At 60.0% G+C, this 17,019-nt stretch carries 15 protein-coding genes and 2 tRNA genes; 4 read left to right on the top strand and 13 right to left on the bottom strand.

Features of this window, described 5'->3' with window-relative positions; translation table 11 throughout:
• Positions 1-25: 25 nt before the first annotated feature.
• The 8 genes from OCA5_RS10540 to OCA5_RS10575 all read right to left on the bottom strand — a co-directional run bounded on the left by OCA5_RS10540 (position 26) and on the right by OCA5_RS10575 (position 5,729).
• Positions 26-1,243, bottom strand: a complete 1,218-nt coding sequence (locus OCA5_RS10540) for an NADH-quinone oxidoreductase subunit D (protein WP_012563074.1) — start codon at positions 1,241-1,243, stop codon at positions 26-28.
• Positions 1,240-1,671: a thioesterase family protein gene (locus OCA5_RS10545; RefSeq protein ID WP_012563073.1), complete on the bottom strand. Its 432-nt coding sequence runs from the start codon at positions 1,669-1,671 to the stop codon at positions 1,240-1,242. The genes OCA5_RS10540 and OCA5_RS10545 overlap by 4 nt, the downstream gene beginning before the upstream one ends.
• Complete coding sequence (locus OCA5_RS10550) at positions 1,668-2,315, bottom strand: NADH-quinone oxidoreductase subunit C (RefSeq protein WP_013913160.1); 648 nt, start codon at positions 2,313-2,315, stop codon at positions 1,668-1,670. Before OCA5_RS10550 ends, OCA5_RS10545 begins: the two co-directional genes overlap by 4 nt.
• A 9-nt stretch (positions 2,316-2,324) precedes the next feature.
• Positions 2,325-2,921: a NuoB/complex I 20 kDa subunit family protein gene (locus tag OCA5_RS10555; RefSeq protein ID WP_012563071.1), complete on the bottom strand. Its 597-nt coding sequence runs from the start codon at positions 2,919-2,921 to the stop codon at positions 2,325-2,327.
• Positions 2,912-3,277 carry an NADH-quinone oxidoreductase subunit A gene (locus OCA5_RS10560; RefSeq protein WP_012563070.1) on the bottom strand — a complete coding sequence of 122 codons (366 nt, stop codon included), beginning with the start codon at positions 3,275-3,277 and terminating at the stop codon, positions 2,912-2,914. The genes OCA5_RS10555 and OCA5_RS10560 overlap by 10 nt, the downstream gene beginning before the upstream one ends.
• 206 nt (positions 3,278-3,483) lie before the next feature.
• Complete coding sequence (locus OCA5_RS10565; RefSeq protein ID WP_012563069.1) at positions 3,484-4,572, bottom strand: tartrate dehydrogenase; 1,089 nt, start codon at positions 4,570-4,572, stop codon at positions 3,484-3,486.
• A gap of 191 nt (positions 4,573-4,763) precedes the next feature.
• A complete protein-coding gene (locus OCA5_RS10570; protein WP_012563068.1) occupies positions 4,764-5,069 on the bottom strand; it encodes a hypothetical protein in 306 nt (101 codons plus the stop codon).
• Between the two features lie 360 nt (positions 5,070-5,429).
• Positions 5,430-5,729 (bottom strand): HU family DNA-binding protein, encoded by a 300-nt coding sequence (locus OCA5_RS10575; protein ID WP_012563067.1) that lies wholly within the window; start codon positions 5,727-5,729, stop codon positions 5,430-5,432.
• 219 nt (positions 5,730-5,948) lie between these two features.
• Here OCA5_RS10575 and OCA5_RS10580 point away from each other — a divergent pair.
• Positions 5,949-6,025: transfer RNA gene (locus OCA5_RS10580), tRNA-Asp, on the top strand.
• A gap of 268 nt (positions 6,026-6,293) precedes the next feature.
• Complete coding sequence (pepT, locus tag OCA5_RS10585) at positions 6,294-7,547, top strand: peptidase T (RefSeq protein ID WP_013913161.1); 1,254 nt, start codon at positions 6,294-6,296, stop codon at positions 7,545-7,547.
• A 37-nt stretch (positions 7,548-7,584) separates the two neighbouring features.
• On the opposite strand, the gene OCA5_RS10590 is transcribed toward pepT, so the two are convergent.
• Positions 7,585-9,309, bottom strand: coding sequence for an outer membrane protein (locus tag OCA5_RS10590; protein WP_012563065.1), 1,725 nt, complete (start codon positions 9,307-9,309; stop codon positions 7,585-7,587).
• Positions 9,310-10,029: 720 nt separating this feature from the next.
• On the opposite strand from OCA5_RS10590, the gene OCA5_RS10595 reads away from it, so the two are divergent.
• Both OCA5_RS10595 and OCA5_RS10600 read left to right on the top strand, forming a co-directional pair.
• The gene (locus tag OCA5_RS10595; RefSeq protein WP_013913164.1) at positions 10,030-10,800 is read left to right on the top strand and encodes a class I SAM-dependent methyltransferase; all 771 of its coding nucleotides are present in this window, start codon (positions 10,030-10,032) and stop codon (positions 10,798-10,800) included.
• Positions 10,801-10,826: 26 nt separating this feature from the next.
• A complete protein-coding gene (locus tag OCA5_RS10600) occupies positions 10,827-11,270 on the top strand; it encodes an SGNH hydrolase domain-containing protein (RefSeq protein ID WP_244396193.1) in 444 nt (147 codons plus the stop codon).
• Between the two features lie 407 nt (positions 11,271-11,677).
• Here OCA5_RS10600 and OCA5_RS10605 read toward each other — a convergent pair.
• The 4 genes from OCA5_RS10605 to OCA5_RS10620 form a co-directional block, all read right to left on the bottom strand.
• Positions 11,678-11,754: transfer RNA gene (locus OCA5_RS10605), tRNA-Val, on the bottom strand.
• Positions 11,755-11,850: 96 nt separating this feature from the next.
• On the bottom strand, positions 11,851-14,274 hold the full coding sequence (lon, locus tag OCA5_RS10610; RefSeq protein ID WP_012563061.1) for an endopeptidase La: 2,424 nt from the start codon (positions 14,272-14,274) through the stop codon (positions 11,851-11,853).
• A 396-nt stretch (positions 14,275-14,670) separates the two neighbouring features.
• Complete coding sequence (clpX, locus tag OCA5_RS10615; RefSeq protein ID WP_012563059.1) at positions 14,671-15,945, bottom strand: ATP-dependent Clp protease ATP-binding subunit ClpX; 1,275 nt, start codon at positions 15,943-15,945, stop codon at positions 14,671-14,673.
• A gap of 357 nt (positions 15,946-16,302) precedes the next feature.
• Entirely contained in the window at positions 16,303-16,935 is a 633-nt protein-coding gene (locus tag OCA5_RS10620) for an ATP-dependent Clp protease proteolytic subunit (RefSeq protein WP_012563058.1), read from the bottom strand.
• Between the last annotated feature and the right edge of the window lie 84 nt (positions 16,936-17,019).

The raw sequence follows: 17,019 nt of genomic DNA on the forward strand, positions 1-17,019 counted from the left end.
CCCAAACTACGGATATGCGCAGCCATCACCGGTCCACCTCGCCGAACACGATATCGAGGGAGCCGAGAATGGCGGAGACGTCGGCCAAGAGGTGGCCTTTGCAGATGAAGTCCATCGCCTGCAGGTGCGCAAACCCGGGAGCGCGGATCTTGCACTTGTAAGGCTTGTTGGTGCCGTCAGCGACGAGATAGACGCCGAACTCGCCCTTCGGCGCCTCGACCGCGGCGTAGACTTCGCCGGGCGGAACGTGGACGCCTTCGGTGTACAGCTTGAAGTGATGGATCAGCGCCTCCATCGAGCGCTTCATCTCGCCACGGCGCGGCGGGGTGATCTTGTTGTCTTCGATCACGACAGGCCCCTGCCCGTCCGGCGCGCGCATCTTCGCGATACACTGCTTCATGATCCGCACCGACTGCCGCATCTCCTCGACGCGGATGCAGTAACGGTCGTAGCAGTCGCCGTTCTTTCCGATTGGAATATCGAATTCCATCTCGTCGTAGCACTCGTAGGGCTGCGCCCGGCGCAAGTCCCACGCAGCACCGGAGCCGCGCACCATGACGCCGGAGAAGCCCCACTCCCACGCCTGATCGAGCGTCACCACGCCGATATCGACGTTGCGCTGCTTGAAGATGCGGTTGTCGGTCAGCAGAATCTCAAGATCGTCGAGCTTCTCGGGGAAGGCATCGCACCAGATGTCGATATCGCCGATGAGCTTCGGCGGCAGGTCCTGATGCACGCCGCCGATACGGAAGAACGCGGCATGCATGCGCGAGCCGGAGGCGCGCTCATAAAACATCATCAGCTTCTCGCGCTCCTCGAAGCCCCACAGCGGCGGCGTCAGCGCGCCGACGTCAAGCGCCTGCGTGGTGATGTTGAGGAGATGCGAAAGAATGCGGCCGATCTCGCTGTAAAGCACGCGGATCAACTGCCCACGGCGCGGCACGGTGATGCCGAGCAGCTTCTCCGCCGCGAGGCAAAAGGCGTGCTCCTGATTCATCGGCGCGACGTAGTCGAGGCGATCGAAATACGGGATCGCCTGCAGATAGGTCTTCTGCTCGATCAGCTTTTCGGTGCCGCGATGCAGGAGGCCGATATGCGGATCGACGCGTTCGACGACTTCGCCATCGAGTTCGAGCACGAGGCGCAGCACGCCGTGCGCGGCCGGATGCTGCGGGCCGAAATTGATGGTGAAATTGCGCGTGCCGGGCGCGTCTGCGAGAGCGTTGGCTTCGGTGATGCTCATGCGGCTACTCCCGCTTTCACGGCCTTCTCGGAAACCCGCGCCTTGAACTTGTCCCACATCACGGCATAGCGCTCGTGGAAACCCTCGCCGATCACGTCGATGCCGTCATGGGCCTTGACCTTGAAGCGCGACCACTTGCCCTTCACTTCGAGGCATTCGACATCGACATTGATGGTGAGGCCGGGCGGCGTTGCCGCGGTGTGGTTGACGTCGATCAGCGTGCCGAGCGTGCCCTCGCCATCCTCAAGATGAGGACGGATCAGGTCCATGCACGCCCACTCCATCAGGCCGACCATGTAACCCGTGGCGAAGACGTGCGGCATGATCTGAAAGTCGTGCGCTTCCGGAAAGAGATCCGGCACGGTCTTGTTCTCCGGCACGCGATAGGTGAAGCGATGCGTCGCTCCGGCAACCAGCGTCGGCTTCATGGCGTGGACGCCTTCTTCTCTTCGCCCGGAGGCTTCGGCACGCCCGATGCTTTCTCGTCGCCCGGCAGCAGATATTCCGCGCCTTCCCACGGCGAGAGGAAATCGAACTGACGGAATTCCTGATTGAGACGGACCGGATCGTAAACGACGCGCTTTTCCTGGTCGTCGTAGCGTACCTCGACGAAGCCCGTCAGCGGGAAATCCTTGCGCAGCGGATGACCCTCAAAACCGTAATCGGTGAGAATCCGGCGCATGTCGGGATGGCCGGTGAAGATCACGCCATAGAGATCGTAGGTCTCGCGCTCGAACCAGTCGGCACCCGGGAAGACCCTGATAATCGAGGGCACCTGAGTGTCCTCGTTGGCCTGCCCGCGCAGCCGCAGCCGCGCGTTCAGCGTCGGCGACATGAAATGATAGACCACGTCGAAGCGGTTCTCGCGGCCGGGATAGTCCACCGCCGTTACGTCGATGATGTTGACGAAGCGGCAGCGCGGATCAGTCTTGAGGAAGCGCACCACCTCGACGATCCGCTCAAGATCGACCGCGATATTGAGCTCGCCGACCTCGACCGCATGGCCGAGGGCTGCGCCTGGCAGCGCACCAACAATCGTCTGACCGAGAGCGTCGAGTCTGGCGTCGTCCATCATTCAGCCTTAGCGTTCAATCGTTCCGATCCGCCGGATCTTCTTCTGCAGGAGCAATACGCCGTAGAGCAGCGCTTCCGCGGTCGGCGGACAGCCCGGCACGTAAATATCCACTGGTACAATGCGGTCGCACCCGCGCACGACCGAATATGAATAGTGATAATAGCCGCCACCGTTCGCGCACGATCCCATCGAGATCACATAACGCGGCTCTGGCATCTGGTCGTAGACCTTGCGCAAAGCCGGGGCCATTTTGTTGGTCAGCGTGCCGGCGACGATCATGACGTCGGACTGGCGCGGCGAAGCACGCGGCGCAAAGCCGAAACGCTCGACGTCGTAGCGCGGCATCGACACCTGCATCATCTCGACCGCGCAGCAGGCGAGGCCGAACGTCATCCACATCAGCGAGCCGGTGCGCGCCCAGGTGATGAGATCATCCGCCGCCGCAACAAAGAACCCCTTGTCGGACAACTCGTGGTTGATCTCGAGGAAATAGCGGTCATCCGCGCCGACCGGCTGGCCGGTCCGCGGGTCGAGTACACCCGTCGCCGGCTGCGAGACCTGCGGTGATCCGGATGTAGAAACCTGGGTCGGGTTCAATCCCATTCGAGCGCACCCTTCTTCCACTCATAGGCGAAGCCGATCGTGAGGACGCCCAGAAACACCATCATCGACCAGAAACCGGCTGCACCGAGCTTTCCAAACGCCACCGCCCACGGAAACAGGAACGCGACTTCCAGATCGAAGATGATGAACAGGATCGCCACCAGGTAGAACCGGACGTCGAATTTCATGCGGGCGTCGTCGAAGGCGTTGAAACCGCATTCGTAGGCCGACAGCTTTTCCGGATCGGGCTGCTGGTAGGCGACCAGAAACGGCGCGATCAGCAACGCCAGACCGATAACGGCAGCCACTCCAATAAACACCACAAGTGGCAGATAGTTCTGCAAAATCCCGTTCATAGGGACTCCCCGGTCCGGTGGCCATGTCCGCGGATTCGCGAACATTGGAATAATTCGAGGGGGGAATAGCGCAGCCCACCGGTAAGGGCAAGACAGGCATACCGTCTACCAGACGCTCTCCCACCGCGAGACGCGGTGGAAAGAAGAACTCGGGTTCATGTTCCTTTGACCTGCCTCATAGACAGGCACCATTGAGGCGCTCTCGTTTAACCGAGAGCAGCCGCAACAGCCTTGCCGCAAGCCTCCGTTCCAGCGCTGCCGCCGAGGTCACGGGTCCGCAGTTTCTCCTCCGACAGCACACTTTCGATGGCAGCAATCACGGCCTTGCTCGCCTCCGTCTCGCCGAGGTGATCGAGCATCAAGGCACCGGACCAGATCTGCGCGATCGGGTTGGCAATGCCCTGCCCCGCAATGTCGGGAGCTGAGCCATGAACTGGCTCGAACAGTGAGGGGAACCGGCGATCCGGATTGAGGCTTCCCGAAGGCGCAATGCCGATGGTGCCGGTGCAGGCCGGCCCGAGATCGGAGAGAATGTCACCGAACAGGTTCGAGGCAACGACGACATCGAAGCGGTCCGGGTTCAGCACGAAATGCGCGGCCAGAATATCGATATGATACTTGTCGCATTTGATGTCCGGATAAGCTTTCGCCATCGCCTCCACGCGTTCGTCCCAATACGGCATCGTGATCGAGATGCCGTTGGATTTCGTCGCCGAGGTAACGTGCTTGCGAGGGCGCTTGCGGGCAAGCTCGAAGGCATATTTCAAAATGCGATCGACGCCCGCACGTGACATCACCGTTTCCTGCATCACGATCTCGCGGTCGGTGTCGGGATACATCCGCCCGCCGATCGAGGAATACTCGCCCTCGGTGTTCTCGCGCACGACGAAGAAATCGATATCGCCCGGCTTGCGGCCAACGAGCGGCGACGGCACGCCCGGCATCAATCGCACCGGCCGGACGTTCGCATACTGATCGAACTCGCGGCGAAACTTGATGAGCGAGCCCCACAGCGAAATGTGATCCGGCACGATCGCCGGCATACCAACCGCGCCGAAATAGATCGCATCGTGACCGCCGACCAAATCCTTCCAGTTGTCCGGCATCATCTGGCCGTGCTTCTGGTAGTAGTCGCAGGAGGCGAAATCGAAATGATCCTGACGCAGATCGAACCCGAACTTGCACCCTGCGGCTTCGAGCACGCGCAGGCCCTCAGGCACGACCTCCTTTCCGATCCCGTCTCCCGGAATGACGGCAAGACGATATGAGCGGTTCGCGGAAGCGTGGCTGGCCATGGGAAATTCCTGAAAAGAATGGATGGAGGGTAATCCGGATTATTCCCCTCCTTCAGCGGCAGGCAAGGCCGGTGTTTCTCGCGGAGGCCGACTGGACATAAAAAAACAGTCCCTGGCTACCGCCGGAGACTGCTCAAAAGCAGGGACCACTTAAAAAGAAGCCCCGGCTTTCGGCCGGGGCTTCGAACGTCTTATGGGCAGAACCAGACCGGACCCACCATCACGCAGCGGCGGGCGCGCCAATCATGCGGACGTGCACCATAGCGGCGATAGCCACGCGGCGCGGTGGAGTAGCGGCCACCCGGACGATAGGCCGGCGGCCGATGGTGACGCACCGGAGGGCGCGCATGATGACGGCCACGATGCTGAACCTGAACGAGGTTCGAAGCCGTTACAGTGTCGAGCCCCGCAGCAGGGGAAGCCGGCAGAGCGGACGCCGGCGTCATGGCAAAAAACGAAAGAAAAAGTGCGGGAGCAAGGCATTTCATGATTTTCATGCTGTTTCCTTCTGGTGGATTTCCAATCCCGTCGTGGCGCGGGAATCGGCGGCGGGAATAGCACCCTGCAACCATGTCATGATTGCGTCGAAGGGGTGCGATGCAAAGCTGCAGCGAAGCTGCTGCTTCTCGAGGACTGCACAATAATTTCCGGATGAGAAGCAACCGTTAACGCAGAAGGCCCCGAACGGTTCCCGGCTGAGTATCGTATCGGATCATTCATGGGGCGCTGGAGCTGCGCTCACTGCAGACGCATTTCGCGAAACTCGATCATAGAAAAATTCAGCAAACAAAAAGAAAACGCCACCCCGAAACCGCTCAAGCGGCTTCGGGATGGCGTTCGGAAAATCCGGAAGGCGCTTAGATCGCTTCCTTCAGCTCCTTGGAGGCGCGGAAGGCAACCTTCTTGCTGGCCTTGATGTGGATCGCTTCGCCAGTGGCTGGATTGCGGCCCATGCGGGCGGCGCGCTTGCGGACCTGGAGGATGCCGAGACCCACGATACGGATGCGGTCGCCCTTCTTGAGGTGCTTGGTGACCTTGGTGACGAGGTCGGTCAGAATCGCTTCCGCGGTCTTCTTGGAGAGTTCGTGTTCTTCCGCGAGTGCGGCGGCAAGGTGCTTGAGCGTAACAGTCGCTGGAGTCGCTGCTTTCTTCGCCATGATTACCCTCCTCGTTGGTACTGGCTTGAGAACTGACTATCCGACAGGGATTAGTTGATTCGGCATGGATCTGACTATGATGTTTAGCCCGTAAATAGGCGATATTTTGCATCGCTGGGGGACAAATGGCCGGTGGATAAGGACATTTGCAATGTCCTTGACTTGTAGGGTCCGCCCCTTTAAGTCCCGGGCTCTCGCGGATCGACCTGATCGGCCCGCGCGGGAGTAGCTCAGTTGGTTAGAGCGCCGGCCTGTCACGCCGGAGGTCGCGGGTTCGAGCCCCGTCTCTCGCGCCATTCTTTTCAATGACTTAGCAGAAATCTAAAAAAGACGCCGCCCATGGCTATGAGCCATTGTGGGCGTTTGGCTGGCCTGTTTTGCTGGAGCAGCTCCCCTCCCGATGACTGAAAGGAACACGGCACCCTTCACAGCCTCCGAAGTCGAGGTTTGCAGGCAGTCGCCACCCTCGAATCATCTCGCTTGTGCTTTTGATTTTGTGATTAGTCTTTTCGGAATCGACACGCGCGGATCAATGCCGTGCCATCAACACAAAGCCCCGGCGCCATGACGAATACCCCAAAGTTCAATCACACCGTTCTCGAGCGATTCCTGCGCTATGTGCAGATCGACACACAGTCCGATCCGGAATCGCCAACGACGCCGTCGACCGACAAGCAGAAAAACCTCGGCCGGATACTCGCGGAGGAATTGCGCGCGCTCGGTCTTGCCGACGCCCATCTCGACGAACACGGCTACGTCTATGCGACGTTGCCCGCCAACACCGACAAGACCGTGCCGGTGGTGTGCTTCTGTTCGCACATGGACACCTCGCCGGATTGCAGCGGCAAGGATGTGAAGCCGCAGATCGTCAAGAACTATCAGGGCGGCGACATCGTGTTGCCGGCGGATTCCTCACAAGTCATCCGCTTCGCTGAACACCCTGCCCTCGCCGATCAGATCGGCCACGACATCGTCACCACCGATGGCACCACATTACTTGGCGCCGACAACAAATCAGGCGTAGCCGAGATCATGGACGCGGTGCAGGTTCTGCTCGCCAATCCGCAGATCAAGCACGGTCCGATCAAGATCCTGTTCACGCCCGATGAAGAGATCGGCCGCGGCGTCGACAAGGTCGACTTGAAGAAGCTCGGCGCCGATGTCGCCTATACGATCGATGGCGAGCGCGCGGGCTCGATCGAGGACGAAAGCTTTTCCGCCGATGCGGCAACCATTCACATTCAGGGCGTCAGCGCCCATCCCGGCATGGCCAAGGGCAAGATGGAGCACGCGATTAAAATCGCCGCGCGCATTGTCGAACGGTTGCCGCAGGATACGCTGACACCTGAGACGACCGAAGGACGCGAGGGTTTTCTCCACCCGGTCGGCATCACCGGTGCGCTTGAGGAAGCGACGCTGCATTACATCGTGCGCGATTTCACCGTAGCGGGGCTAAAAGAGAAGGAAGCGCTACTGGAGCGCACCGTCGCCGAAGTGATGAAAGACTTTCCGCGCTCGACCTATCGTATCGATATCCGCGAGCAATATCGCAACATGAAGGAAATCGTCGACCGGCAACCGGACATCGTCGATCACGCCATGGAAGCGATCCGTCGCGCGGGCCTCAAGCCCGTACGCGGCAGCATTCGCGGCGGCACCGACGGGTCGCGCCTGTCGTTCATGGGGCTTCCCTGCCCGAACATCTTTGCCGGCGAACACGCCTTCCATTCGCGGCTCGAATGGGTGAGCGTGCAAGACATGGAAGCGGCGGTCCGCACCATCGTGCACCTTGCCGCGATCTGGGAGGAGCGGGCCTAAAGACTTCCCGTTCTAACGGAATCCCTGGATCGTCGAACTACGGCGTGCCGAACTTGTACGATGCCTGCAGGAAGGTACCGTAACGCTCCACACGGATCGGCAACGCCTCCGTCGCCGTCGCGCTGCCGAAACCTGCGGTCAGTATCTTGCTCGACCACATCGCCCAATAGCGCCCGCCGATGCCGACGGTCCAGCGTGGCGTAATATCGTATCCGAGGATCGCCTCGAGCTGGACGCCCTGCCCGACACCCCATGCCGGTGATTTAGGCGACGGCATCTCGGTGCGGTGGTGATGGATGTCGAGCGCAGTGACATGCGCATAAGGCAGATACGCGGCATCGACGTTCAACTTCAGGCCCGGCGCAATCGTGAGCGTGCCGTTCACGCCGACGCGAAGCGAGTGCCAGTCCTCGTATTGCGAGATTGCAATCGAGGTCAAAGGCATGTGTACGCCGCAAATCGAGCGGGCATCCGGCAACGCAATCTGTGCACAACCGAACGAATCCTTCCGGTCGCGATAGAAATTGTAGCCCGCGAACACACCGATCTTATTGGCGGCATCGCCGAGCAGATCCACACCCGCATCGAACGTTACATAGGCGATCTTGCCGGTGACCTTGCCGTGATACGTATTCGAATAGGCCATGGCACCGCTCGGATCGGTCGGAAACCAGTCCTCATCGTTCATGTGTCCGGAGGTGAGCCCGCCACCCCCGGCAAATCCCTTCAGGAAAAAGCCGCGTGGACCATCCGCCCGCCAGAAAATTTCACCGGAATGGCCGGTGCTCTCATAAGTCAGGCGCGAGATCAGATGGTTCTGCTGCGCCATGTTTGTGTTCATCGCGAGGTCGTTCTGGTAGCGGCCATGGCTGTACCAATAGCGGGCGCCGACCTCGACGTGCCAGGCGGCGGGTTGCGGCCGCGCTGGAGCGGAGAAAACCATCCCCTCTCCCGGCCCTGCACCACGCCCGAGATGATAGTTCAATCCGAGCCTGACGAGATGGCTGTCGAGGCTCGCACGCGTCGGCAGGCCTGTGGTGTTCACCAACGAGCCCGGGTCAAAGGGCGTCATGAGAAACCCACCGCCCGGCGCCATCACGTCGCGATGGCCGAAATTGGCATAGGCGTATTCGGCCTTTACCGACCATGCACCTGTGATGGCATGCTCAAGACCGGCACCGAGCATCCAACCCCAGCGCGTATCCCGCCGCTCGCTTGAGGGTTGTAAAATGTAGTCAGGAGCATTTGTCGTGAGCGACAGGTCACCGCTCATGAACGCGGTACCGCCCTTGATATAGGCGAGCGTGCGCCCATCCGGCGAGATCGTGCGGCCGATGCGCCCGGTGATGCTGCCCATCGCCTGCTGGCGCGCACGGCAGTTCGCGGAGACGAACTGGCCGGAATAAGCGAGGCACGTATTGGTGCCATCGGCATTCACGGCCGAGACATCGGCCTCCACGCCGAACACCCAGGGCGAACCCGCGCCCTGCCAGTTATAGCCGCCCTGCAGGCCTGCAAATCCGCCCGGCAGCCGGATCGTATCGCCGTAGATCGAAGGGCCATATGGATTATCGACCTTCGAGGTGCCGAAGCCCGCACCGAGATGCGCCCCAAGATAAAATCCGGTCCAATTCCACAGCACAGGGCTCGCGCTCACCGGCACGACGCGCGCCTCCCGCGCCTCTACGTTCGTGAAGGCAAGCGCAGAGACTGCGAGACAAGCCAACGCTGTTTTTGTTTTAAAGACCACGCCCCGTCCCATCGGAAATCGCCACGAATCATTCTCTGAAAATTTGAGCGAAACGGCGTGGCGCCACCAGCCTGCAAAGCGCGGCCCTATGACACTGAAGCATCAGCTTGCACCCGCAGCGTCACGCGCGATTCGCCCCCCTGAGCAGACGTCTTCCGGCGTTCCGACACGATAGCGTGAATCGGGCGTTAATTCCGTCCCTGCAATTGCGAACCCGCACGTCGCCATCCGGTTAGCTTGACGTGCGGCGTTGCTTGCAGCGCCACAAAATCAGGCTAAATCTTGGCGCAAATACGAAGGAAAGAAGAGGATGAAACCGTCTCTCCAGACCGCGCTGGCGGCAGTTGCGATCACAGTGATCGGCGTGCCTTTCGCCGTGGCCACCATCATCGCAGCCTCGATCATCAGCCTTTAGCCCACGGCTGAGTAGCCCGCCTTAGCGGCACCCAGAGCTTTTCAATTCCCTGTTCGATGCCCCGCTTCGTTGAAGCGGGGCATTTGTCATGTTATCGGCTGCGGTCCAATTGGCTCTATCAACAAATCGACCAAAGCGTGAAGTTTGTCCTGCCCCTATCGAGGTTGAGCGAAAGACAAAATATGCTCCAGAGCGAAGCTGCATGACGCGGCGTGTCGGCTGCGAGAATATTGAGTAGTACTTGGCTTCTCGCGGTCAGCAGTACGATCCACGACAACGCCAGATGAGACGCGAGAGCGTACAAAGGCAGAAATGTTATGAGCAGACTTACCCAACTTGTTAGAAAATACCGAAACAGCCGTGCAGCGCAGAAAAACGCTTTTGCCTACTACTCGGTGCGCCTTCCGGATGGATCACTGACAATGCCTGGCGCTGATTGGGAGATGTCAGCCCACCCCGTATTTCTAGGAGCAAAGAGCTTTCTTACGGACACATTTGGCGATCAGCTAGAGGGTAAATCGATTCTCGACCTCGGCTGCCTAGAAGGGGGCTTCAGTGTCGAATTTGCCCGCCTCGGGATGCGCGCAACAGGCCTCGAAGTGCGTACAAGCAATGTAAAAAAATGCTTCTATCTCAAATCAAAACTAGGTCTTCCGAACCTCAATTTTGTTCAGGACGATTGCTGGAATTTCAAGCAGTACGGAAATTCCTTCGATGTAATTTTTTGCTCCGGACTTCTGTATCATCTATCAGAGCCGAGGAAGTTCATCGGCATGTTGGCGGATTCTTGCAACCATCTCATTCTCGATACTCACTACGCTACAGTTGAGAATGACCACGAGACGCTCAAGCTCGATGAAGTTGCAACGCACGAAGGCTTATCAGGTCGGTGGTACCGAGAGTACGAAGACGGAAAAGACAACAGAAACGATAATGCGCATTGGAATTCATGGGGAAATACGCGGTCTTTCTGGCCGTATAAGGATGAGGTTCTACGTGCCCTTGAATCCGCAGGATTCAAGGGCATAAACGACAGCTATTTTCCGCGACATGACTTTCAAAGATTCATGGTAACTGGTCACAAATAGCAACTACTCTGGCGTCAGCACCACAGCTGGATCAGCTCCAATATCGTACGAACGCGACAGATTCCGGATTGTTCGCATTTATAGCCGACTGGCTTGGAGTACGCCAACGTGCAGGCCGGTCTTTTGTCGTGATCGGTGCGCAGGTCACGGCAAACCAATGCACCTTCAGCAACGAGCGCCTCGCACCCGCGCCGCTGCCGCATGCACCGCCTCCATCGTGCCCGCCGAAACCACGTGAGCAGGCCTTGCGCGAGGGCGCCAAGATCAACGCCGCACTGGCGCGTGTGGTGGCAAAATTCCCCGACCGCGCCCAACTTCTCATCCCCGCAGATATCTTCTGCGGCGAGACATGCGCGACAGTAAAGGACGGCACCTGGCTTTATCTCGATGTGGGCCACTTCAACGTCGTGGGCTCTCGCTACGCCATCACGCGCGCACAACCGATGCTTGTCGATCTGCTGCGAAACTAAGCGAACGCCACGCCGCTAGCCCAGACAGCGTAGCCGCGGCGCAGAGATATCTCAGACGAGTCGGAAAGGATTTTTGCGAGGTGGCTTAACTTGCCACCTTCCAGACAAGGACACCGCAAAGGACCGCCAGAACCAATGCCCAGCCCACAACGAAGGGGCGGAGATTTGTCTTTGCACTTTTCGACATTTCACCTCGCTCCATGTTTCGGCACATCTGGCCATGGCACGGCGCGAATTGAATGGGGCAAAGTGTCCCCTCAAAACGTCGCTTCGGATATTTCAAGAAAGCATCGCCTGCAAAGACGGAGCAGTTACGCGGCGCCTGGATTATCCTGCGCAGGCTTTGGAAACGTCACGTTTCTGTCGGGGAAGCTGGCGGAATGAATCGTTGAGCACCGCTTAAGTGATGGTGGGCGGCGAGAGATTCGAACTCCCGACCCTCTCGGTGTAAACGAGATGCTCTAACCAGCTGAGCTAGCCGCCCGAAAACGCGCGAGGCGTCTCATATTCCGCGGAAGAATGCAACGTCCGCAATGAAAATGGCGCCCCGAAGGGCGCCATTTCATATTGCCTAAGGCCGTTAATGAGCGGTGAGGCCCGCTTCATCGGAGGGCTCTGCCGGAGGCGGAACCGCGGTGTCCTCCTCCCAGACGATCGGCGTCGGGGCGCGCACCAGAGCTTTGCTCAGCACCTCGTCCATCCGGCTCACCGGGATGATCTCCAGTCCGCCCTTGATGGCGTCGGAAATCTCGGTGAGATCCTTGGCGTTATCTTCCGGAATGAAGACCGTCTTGATGCCGCCACGCGCGGCCGCAAGCAGCTTCTCCTTCAGGCCGCCGATCGGCAGCACCCGCCCGCGCAGTGTGATCTCGCCGGTCATGGCGACATCGTGCCGGATCGGAATGCCGGTCAGCACCGAGACGATGGTGGTCGCCATCGCCACGCCAGCGGACGGGCCGTCCTTCGGCGTTGCGCCCTCGGGCACGTGGACGTGGATATCGCGCCGCTCGAACAGAGGCGGCTCGATGCCGTAATTGATCGCCCGCGAGCGGACGTAGGACGCCGCCGCCGAGATCGATTCCTTCATCACGTCGCGCAGGTTGCCCGTCACTGTCATGCGGCCCTTGCCGGGCATCATGACGCTTTCGATGGTGAGCAACTCGCCGCCAACATCCGTCCACGCAAGGCCGGTCACGACGCCAACCTGGTCGTCGCTCTCGATCTCGCCGTAACGGAACTTCGGTACGCCGAGCATCTCCTCGACCACCGCTTCCGTCACCTTGACCGACGTCTTCTTCGAGATCGTGAGCTCCTTCACCGCCTTGCGGGCCAGTGTCGAGAGCTCGCGCTCGAGATTACGCACGCCCGCCTCGCGGGTGTAGCGGCGGATCACCAGCAGCAGCGCCTCATCGTCGATGGAGAACTCCTTCGACGACAGGCCGTGCTTGCTCACCGCAGCCGGGATCAGGTGCTTGCGCGCGATCTCGATCTTCTCGTTCTCGGTGTAGCCGGCGATCCGGATGATCTCCATGCGGTCCATCAGCGGGCCGGGAATATTCAGCGTATTCGCGGTCGTGATGAACATCACGTTGGAGAGATCGTAGTCGACCTCGAGGTAGTGATCGTTGAACGTGCCGTTCTGCTCGGGGTCGAGCACTTCGAGCAAGGCCGAGGACGGATCGCCGCGGAAATCGGCGCCCATCTTGTCGATCTCATCGAGCAGGAACAGCGGGTTCGAGGTCTTCGCCTTGCGCATCGACTGGATGATCTTGCCGGGCATCGAGCCGATATAGGTGCGGCGGTGACCGCGGATTTCCGCTTCATCGCGCACGCCGCCGAGCGAGACGCGCACGAACTCACGCCCCGTTGCCTTGGCGATCGACTTGCCGAGCGAGGTCTTGCCGACGCCCGGAGGGCCGACAAGGCACAGGATCGGACCTGTCAGCTTGTTGGCGCGCGACTGCACCGCGAGATACTCGACGATGCGGTCCTTGACCTTCTCAAGCCCGTAGTGATCGGCGTCGAGGATGTCCTGCGCGGCAGCAAGGTCCTTCTTGACCTTCGACTTCTTGCCCCACGGAATCGACAACAGCCAGTCGAGATAGTTGCGCACGACGGTCGCTTCGGCCGACATCGGAGACATCTGCCGCAGCTTCTTCAACTCGTGCTGCGCCTTCTCGCGAGCTTCCTTCGAGAGCTTGGTCTTGGCGATCTTCTCTTCCAGATCGGCCAGCTCGTCGCGACCTTCGTCGTCGCCGAGCTCCTTCTGGATCGCCTTCATCTGCTCGTTCAGGTAGTATTCGCGCTGGGTCTTCTCCATCTGGCGCTTGACGCGCGAACGGATCTTCTTCTCGACCTGCAGCACAGAGATCTCGCTCTCCATCAGCCCCAGCACCTTCTCAAGGCGCTGCGAGACGGACAACGTTTCCAGAATGTCCTGCCGGTCGGCGATCTTGACCGCGAGATGCGAGGCCACCGTGTCGGCGAGCTTCGCGTAATCAGTGATCTGCTGAACGACGCCAACGACTTCGGCGGAGATCTTCTTGTTCAGCTTCACATAGCTCTCGAAGTCGGACACGACCGAGCGGCCGAGCGCTTCCGCCTCGACGCTCTCGGCGCCAGTGTCGGCGAGCGCAACCGCTTCGGCTTCGTAGTAATCGGTGCGGTCGGAATATTTGGTGACGCGCGCGCGCTCCAGGCCCTCGACCAGCACCTTCACGGTGCCGTCGGGCAGCTTGAGGAGCTGCAGTACACTGGCGAGCGTGCCGATCTCATAGATCGCATCCGCGGCCGGATCATCATCCGATGCATTCTTCTGCGTCGCGAGCAGGATCAGCGCGTCGTTCTTCATCACGTCTTCGAGCGCGCGAATGGATTTCTCGCGGCCAACGAACAGCGGCACGATCATGTGCGGGAAAACGACGATGTCGCGCAGCGGCAAAACGGGGTACTGATGGCTTTCGCCAGCGACAATCGTGGGACGAGGCTTAGTGGAGGCAGTCATGCCCTACTTCCTTTTCTTTGCGCCCCCCTGCGCGCAGTCCATCGTACGATGCAACCGCAGCAAGGTGCAGAACAGCCGGAGAGCAAAGGGTTCGGGTGAACCATCCGCCGCAGGGACGGTCTTTCCCTCCGGATCGTGCTAGTGGCTCAATTCCAACATTCACATCCCGTTGCAGCAAGTGCTGCGCGGGGAGATGAACATTAAATCCGCTCCACTTGCGGCGAATCTGCCTTCCGACAGGCTTCGCCGCAGCCCATTAGGTGGCTATCCCCGCAGGGGGTGTCAAGCGGCTGTCAAACTCTGACAAACGCAGGTGTTTTCAGGGTTGAGACGAATCAAAACGGCCGCCGGTAATCCCAACGGCCGTTGTGCTGTTTTGAGTTCCAGAGCGAGGCGTCAGGCGCTTGCGCTGCTCTCGCCGGCGCGGTCGGTGCGATCGGCGTAGATGTAGAGCGGCCGCGCGGTCGCTTCCACCACCTCGCGGGAGATCACCACCTCCTCGACGCCTTCCAGACCCGGAAGGTCGAACATGGTCTCGAGCAGGATGCTTTCAAGGATCGAACGCAACCCACGCGCGCCGGTCTTGCGCTCGATCGCCTTACGCGCGACCGCACCCAAGGCTTCGTCGGCGAAGGTGAGCTCGACATTCTCCATCTCGAACAGCCGCTGGTACTGCTTCACCAGCGCGTTCTTCGGCTCGACCAGGATCTTCTTCAGCGAGGCCTCGTCGAGATCCTCGAGCGTCGCCACCACAGGCAGACGGCCGACGAACTCGGGGATGAGGCCGTACTTTAGAAGGTCCTCCGGCTCGACCTCGCGGAAGATTTCGCCGGTGCGGCGATCTTCCGGCGCCAGCACGCTGGCGGCAAAGCCGATCGAGGTGGTGCGGCCACGCGAGGAGATGATCTTCTCAAGGCCCGCAAACGCGCCACCACAGATGAACAGGATGTTCGTCGTATCCACCTGCAGGAATTCCTGCTGCGGATGCTTGCGGCCACCCTGCGGCGGCACCGAAGCGACGGTGCCCTCCATGATCTTCAGAAGCGCCTGCTGCACGCCCTCGCCCGACACATCGCGGGTGATCGAGGGATTGTCCGACTTGCGCGAAATCTTGTCGATCTCATCGATGTAGACAATGCCGCGCTGTGCGCGCTCGACGTTGTAGTCGGCCGCCTGCAGAAGCTTCAGGATGATGTTCTCGACATCCTCACCGACGTAACCTGCTTCGGTCAGCGTCGTCGCATCCGCCATCGTGAACGGCACGTCGAGGATGCGCGCGAGCGTCTGCGCGAGCAGCGTCTTGCCCGAACCGGTCGGGCCGATCAGCAGGATGTTCGACTTCGCAAGCTCGACGTCGTTGTGCTTGGTCTGGTGGTTCAGCCGCTTGTAGTGGTTGTGCACCGCGACCGAGAGCACCTTCTTGGCATGCGCCTGCCCGATGACGTAGTCGTCGAGCACCTTGCAGATTTCCTTCGGCGTCGGGATGCCGTCACGCGACTTCACGAGCGAGGACTTGTTCTCCTCGCGGATGATGTCCATGCAGAGTTCGACGCACTCGTCGCAGATGAACACGGTCGGTCCGGCAATCAGCTTGCGGACCTCGTGCTGGCTCTTTCCGCAGAATGAGCAATAAAGAGTGTTCTTGGAGTCGCCTGTTCCGACTTTGCTCATTCCTGTCTCCGTCTTCCGCTTTCCGTCCGGCTTGCTTCCATCTGATCAAGATATGAGCAAAATTCGTACCAGAAAGACGTTGCATTCGAGATATGCCCGAATCGAGGCCTTCGACGAATCCTCGACCCGAACTGACTCAACCCAACCAGCGAACCATGCTGGCACCCGAGGATCAAGAATTCGCTAACCCCGGACGGGCCGAACCACCACACTAGACCGATTTGCCGCGGTTTCACGACAGCTAAACCGCAATTCCACCCCGGCGTTGCGGGAATGACACGAGAATGAGGCGCACCTGCGCCTCCACTCGCCTTCCAGTTGCCGGTGGCAGGCAAAATCTGCCGCTGGCGACGTCAATTACGCAGCTTTTGCCACCGGATCTTCCGGCCGCTTGTCGATTACCTTGTCGACGATGCCAAAATCACGCGCCTTCTCAGCGGTGAGGAAGTTGTCGCGCTCAAGCGCGTCCTCGATCGCCTGATAGCTCTGGCCGGTATGCTTGACGTAAATCTCGTTCAACCGCTTCTTCAGATTCAGAATTTCCTGCGCGTGCAGCATGATGTCGGTCGCCTGGCCCTGGAAACCGCCGGAGGGCTGGTGGACCATGATGCGCGAGTTCGGCAGCGAGAAACGCATATCCTTTTCGCCTGCGGCCAGCAGCAGCGAACCCATCGAGGCCGCCTGCCCGGTGCAGAGCGTGGAGACCGGTGGGCGGATGAACTGCATGGTGTCGTAGATCGCAAGGCCCGACGTCACCACGCCGCCCGGCGAGTTGATGTACATCGAGATTTCCTTCTTCGGATTCTCGGCTTCAAGGAACAGAAGCTGCGCCACGATCAGCGTCGACATGCCGTCCTCGACCGGCCCGGTGACAAAAATGATGCGCTCTTTCAGCAGGCGCGAGAAGATGTCGTAAGCCCGCTCGCCGCGGTTGGTCTGCTCGACCACCATCGGCACAAGGTTCATGTAAGTCTCAACCGGATCGCGCATAGGTCACCTAGGGTTCTCGGGAAAATCAGACAGGGCCGGCACGCCCGTACCGGCCAAGATAAGCGAGGATTGCTCCCCGGCAAG

Origin of the sequence: Afipia carboxidovorans OM5 (assembly GCF_000218565.1) — a bacterium.
Taxonomy (GTDB): domain Bacteria; phylum Pseudomonadota; class Alphaproteobacteria; order Rhizobiales; family Xanthobacteraceae; genus Afipia; species Afipia carboxidovorans.

Bases quoted from the DNA above. Each gene is read 5' to 3' on its own strand.
- OCA5_RS10540 (WP_012563074.1), bottom strand. From the start codon at position 1,243: ATGAGCATCACCGAAGCCAACGCTCTCGCAGACGCGCCCGGCACGCGC.
- OCA5_RS10545 (WP_012563073.1), bottom strand. From the start codon at position 1,671: ATGAAGCCGACGCTGGTTGCCGGAGCGACGCATCGCTTCACCTATCGC.
- OCA5_RS10550 (WP_013913160.1), bottom strand. From the start codon at position 2,315: ATGGACGACGCCAGACTCGACGCTCTCGGTCAGACGATTGTTGGTGCG.
- OCA5_RS10555 (WP_012563071.1), bottom strand. From the start codon at position 2,921: ATGGGATTGAACCCGACCCAGGTTTCTACATCCGGATCACCGCAGGTC.
- OCA5_RS10560 (WP_012563070.1), bottom strand. From the start codon at position 3,277: ATGAACGGGATTTTGCAGAACTATCTGCCACTTGTGGTGTTTATTGGA.
- OCA5_RS10565 (WP_012563069.1), bottom strand. From the start codon at position 4,572: ATGGCCAGCCACGCTTCCGCGAACCGCTCATATCGTCTTGCCGTCATT.
- OCA5_RS10570 (WP_012563068.1), bottom strand. From the start codon at position 5,069: ATGAAAATCATGAAATGCCTTGCTCCCGCACTTTTTCTTTCGTTTTTT.
- OCA5_RS10575 (WP_012563067.1), bottom strand. From the start codon at position 5,729: ATGGCGAAGAAAGCAGCGACTCCAGCGACTGTTACGCTCAAGCACCTT.
- pepT (WP_013913161.1), top strand. From the start codon at position 6,294: ATGACGAATACCCCAAAGTTCAATCACACCGTTCTCGAGCGATTCCTG.
- OCA5_RS10590 (WP_012563065.1), bottom strand. From the start codon at position 9,309: ATGGGACGGGGCGTGGTCTTTAAAACAAAAACAGCGTTGGCTTGTCTC.
- OCA5_RS10595 (WP_013913164.1), top strand. From the start codon at position 10,030: ATGAGCAGACTTACCCAACTTGTTAGAAAATACCGAAACAGCCGTGCA.
- lon (WP_012563061.1), bottom strand. From the start codon at position 14,274: ATGACTGCCTCCACTAAGCCTCGTCCCACGATTGTCGCTGGCGAAAGC.
- clpX (WP_012563059.1), bottom strand. From the start codon at position 15,945: ATGAGCAAAGTCGGAACAGGCGACTCCAAGAACACTCTTTATTGCTCA.
- OCA5_RS10620 (WP_012563058.1), bottom strand. From the start codon at position 16,935: ATGCGCGATCCGGTTGAGACTTACATGAACCTTGTGCCGATGGTGGTC.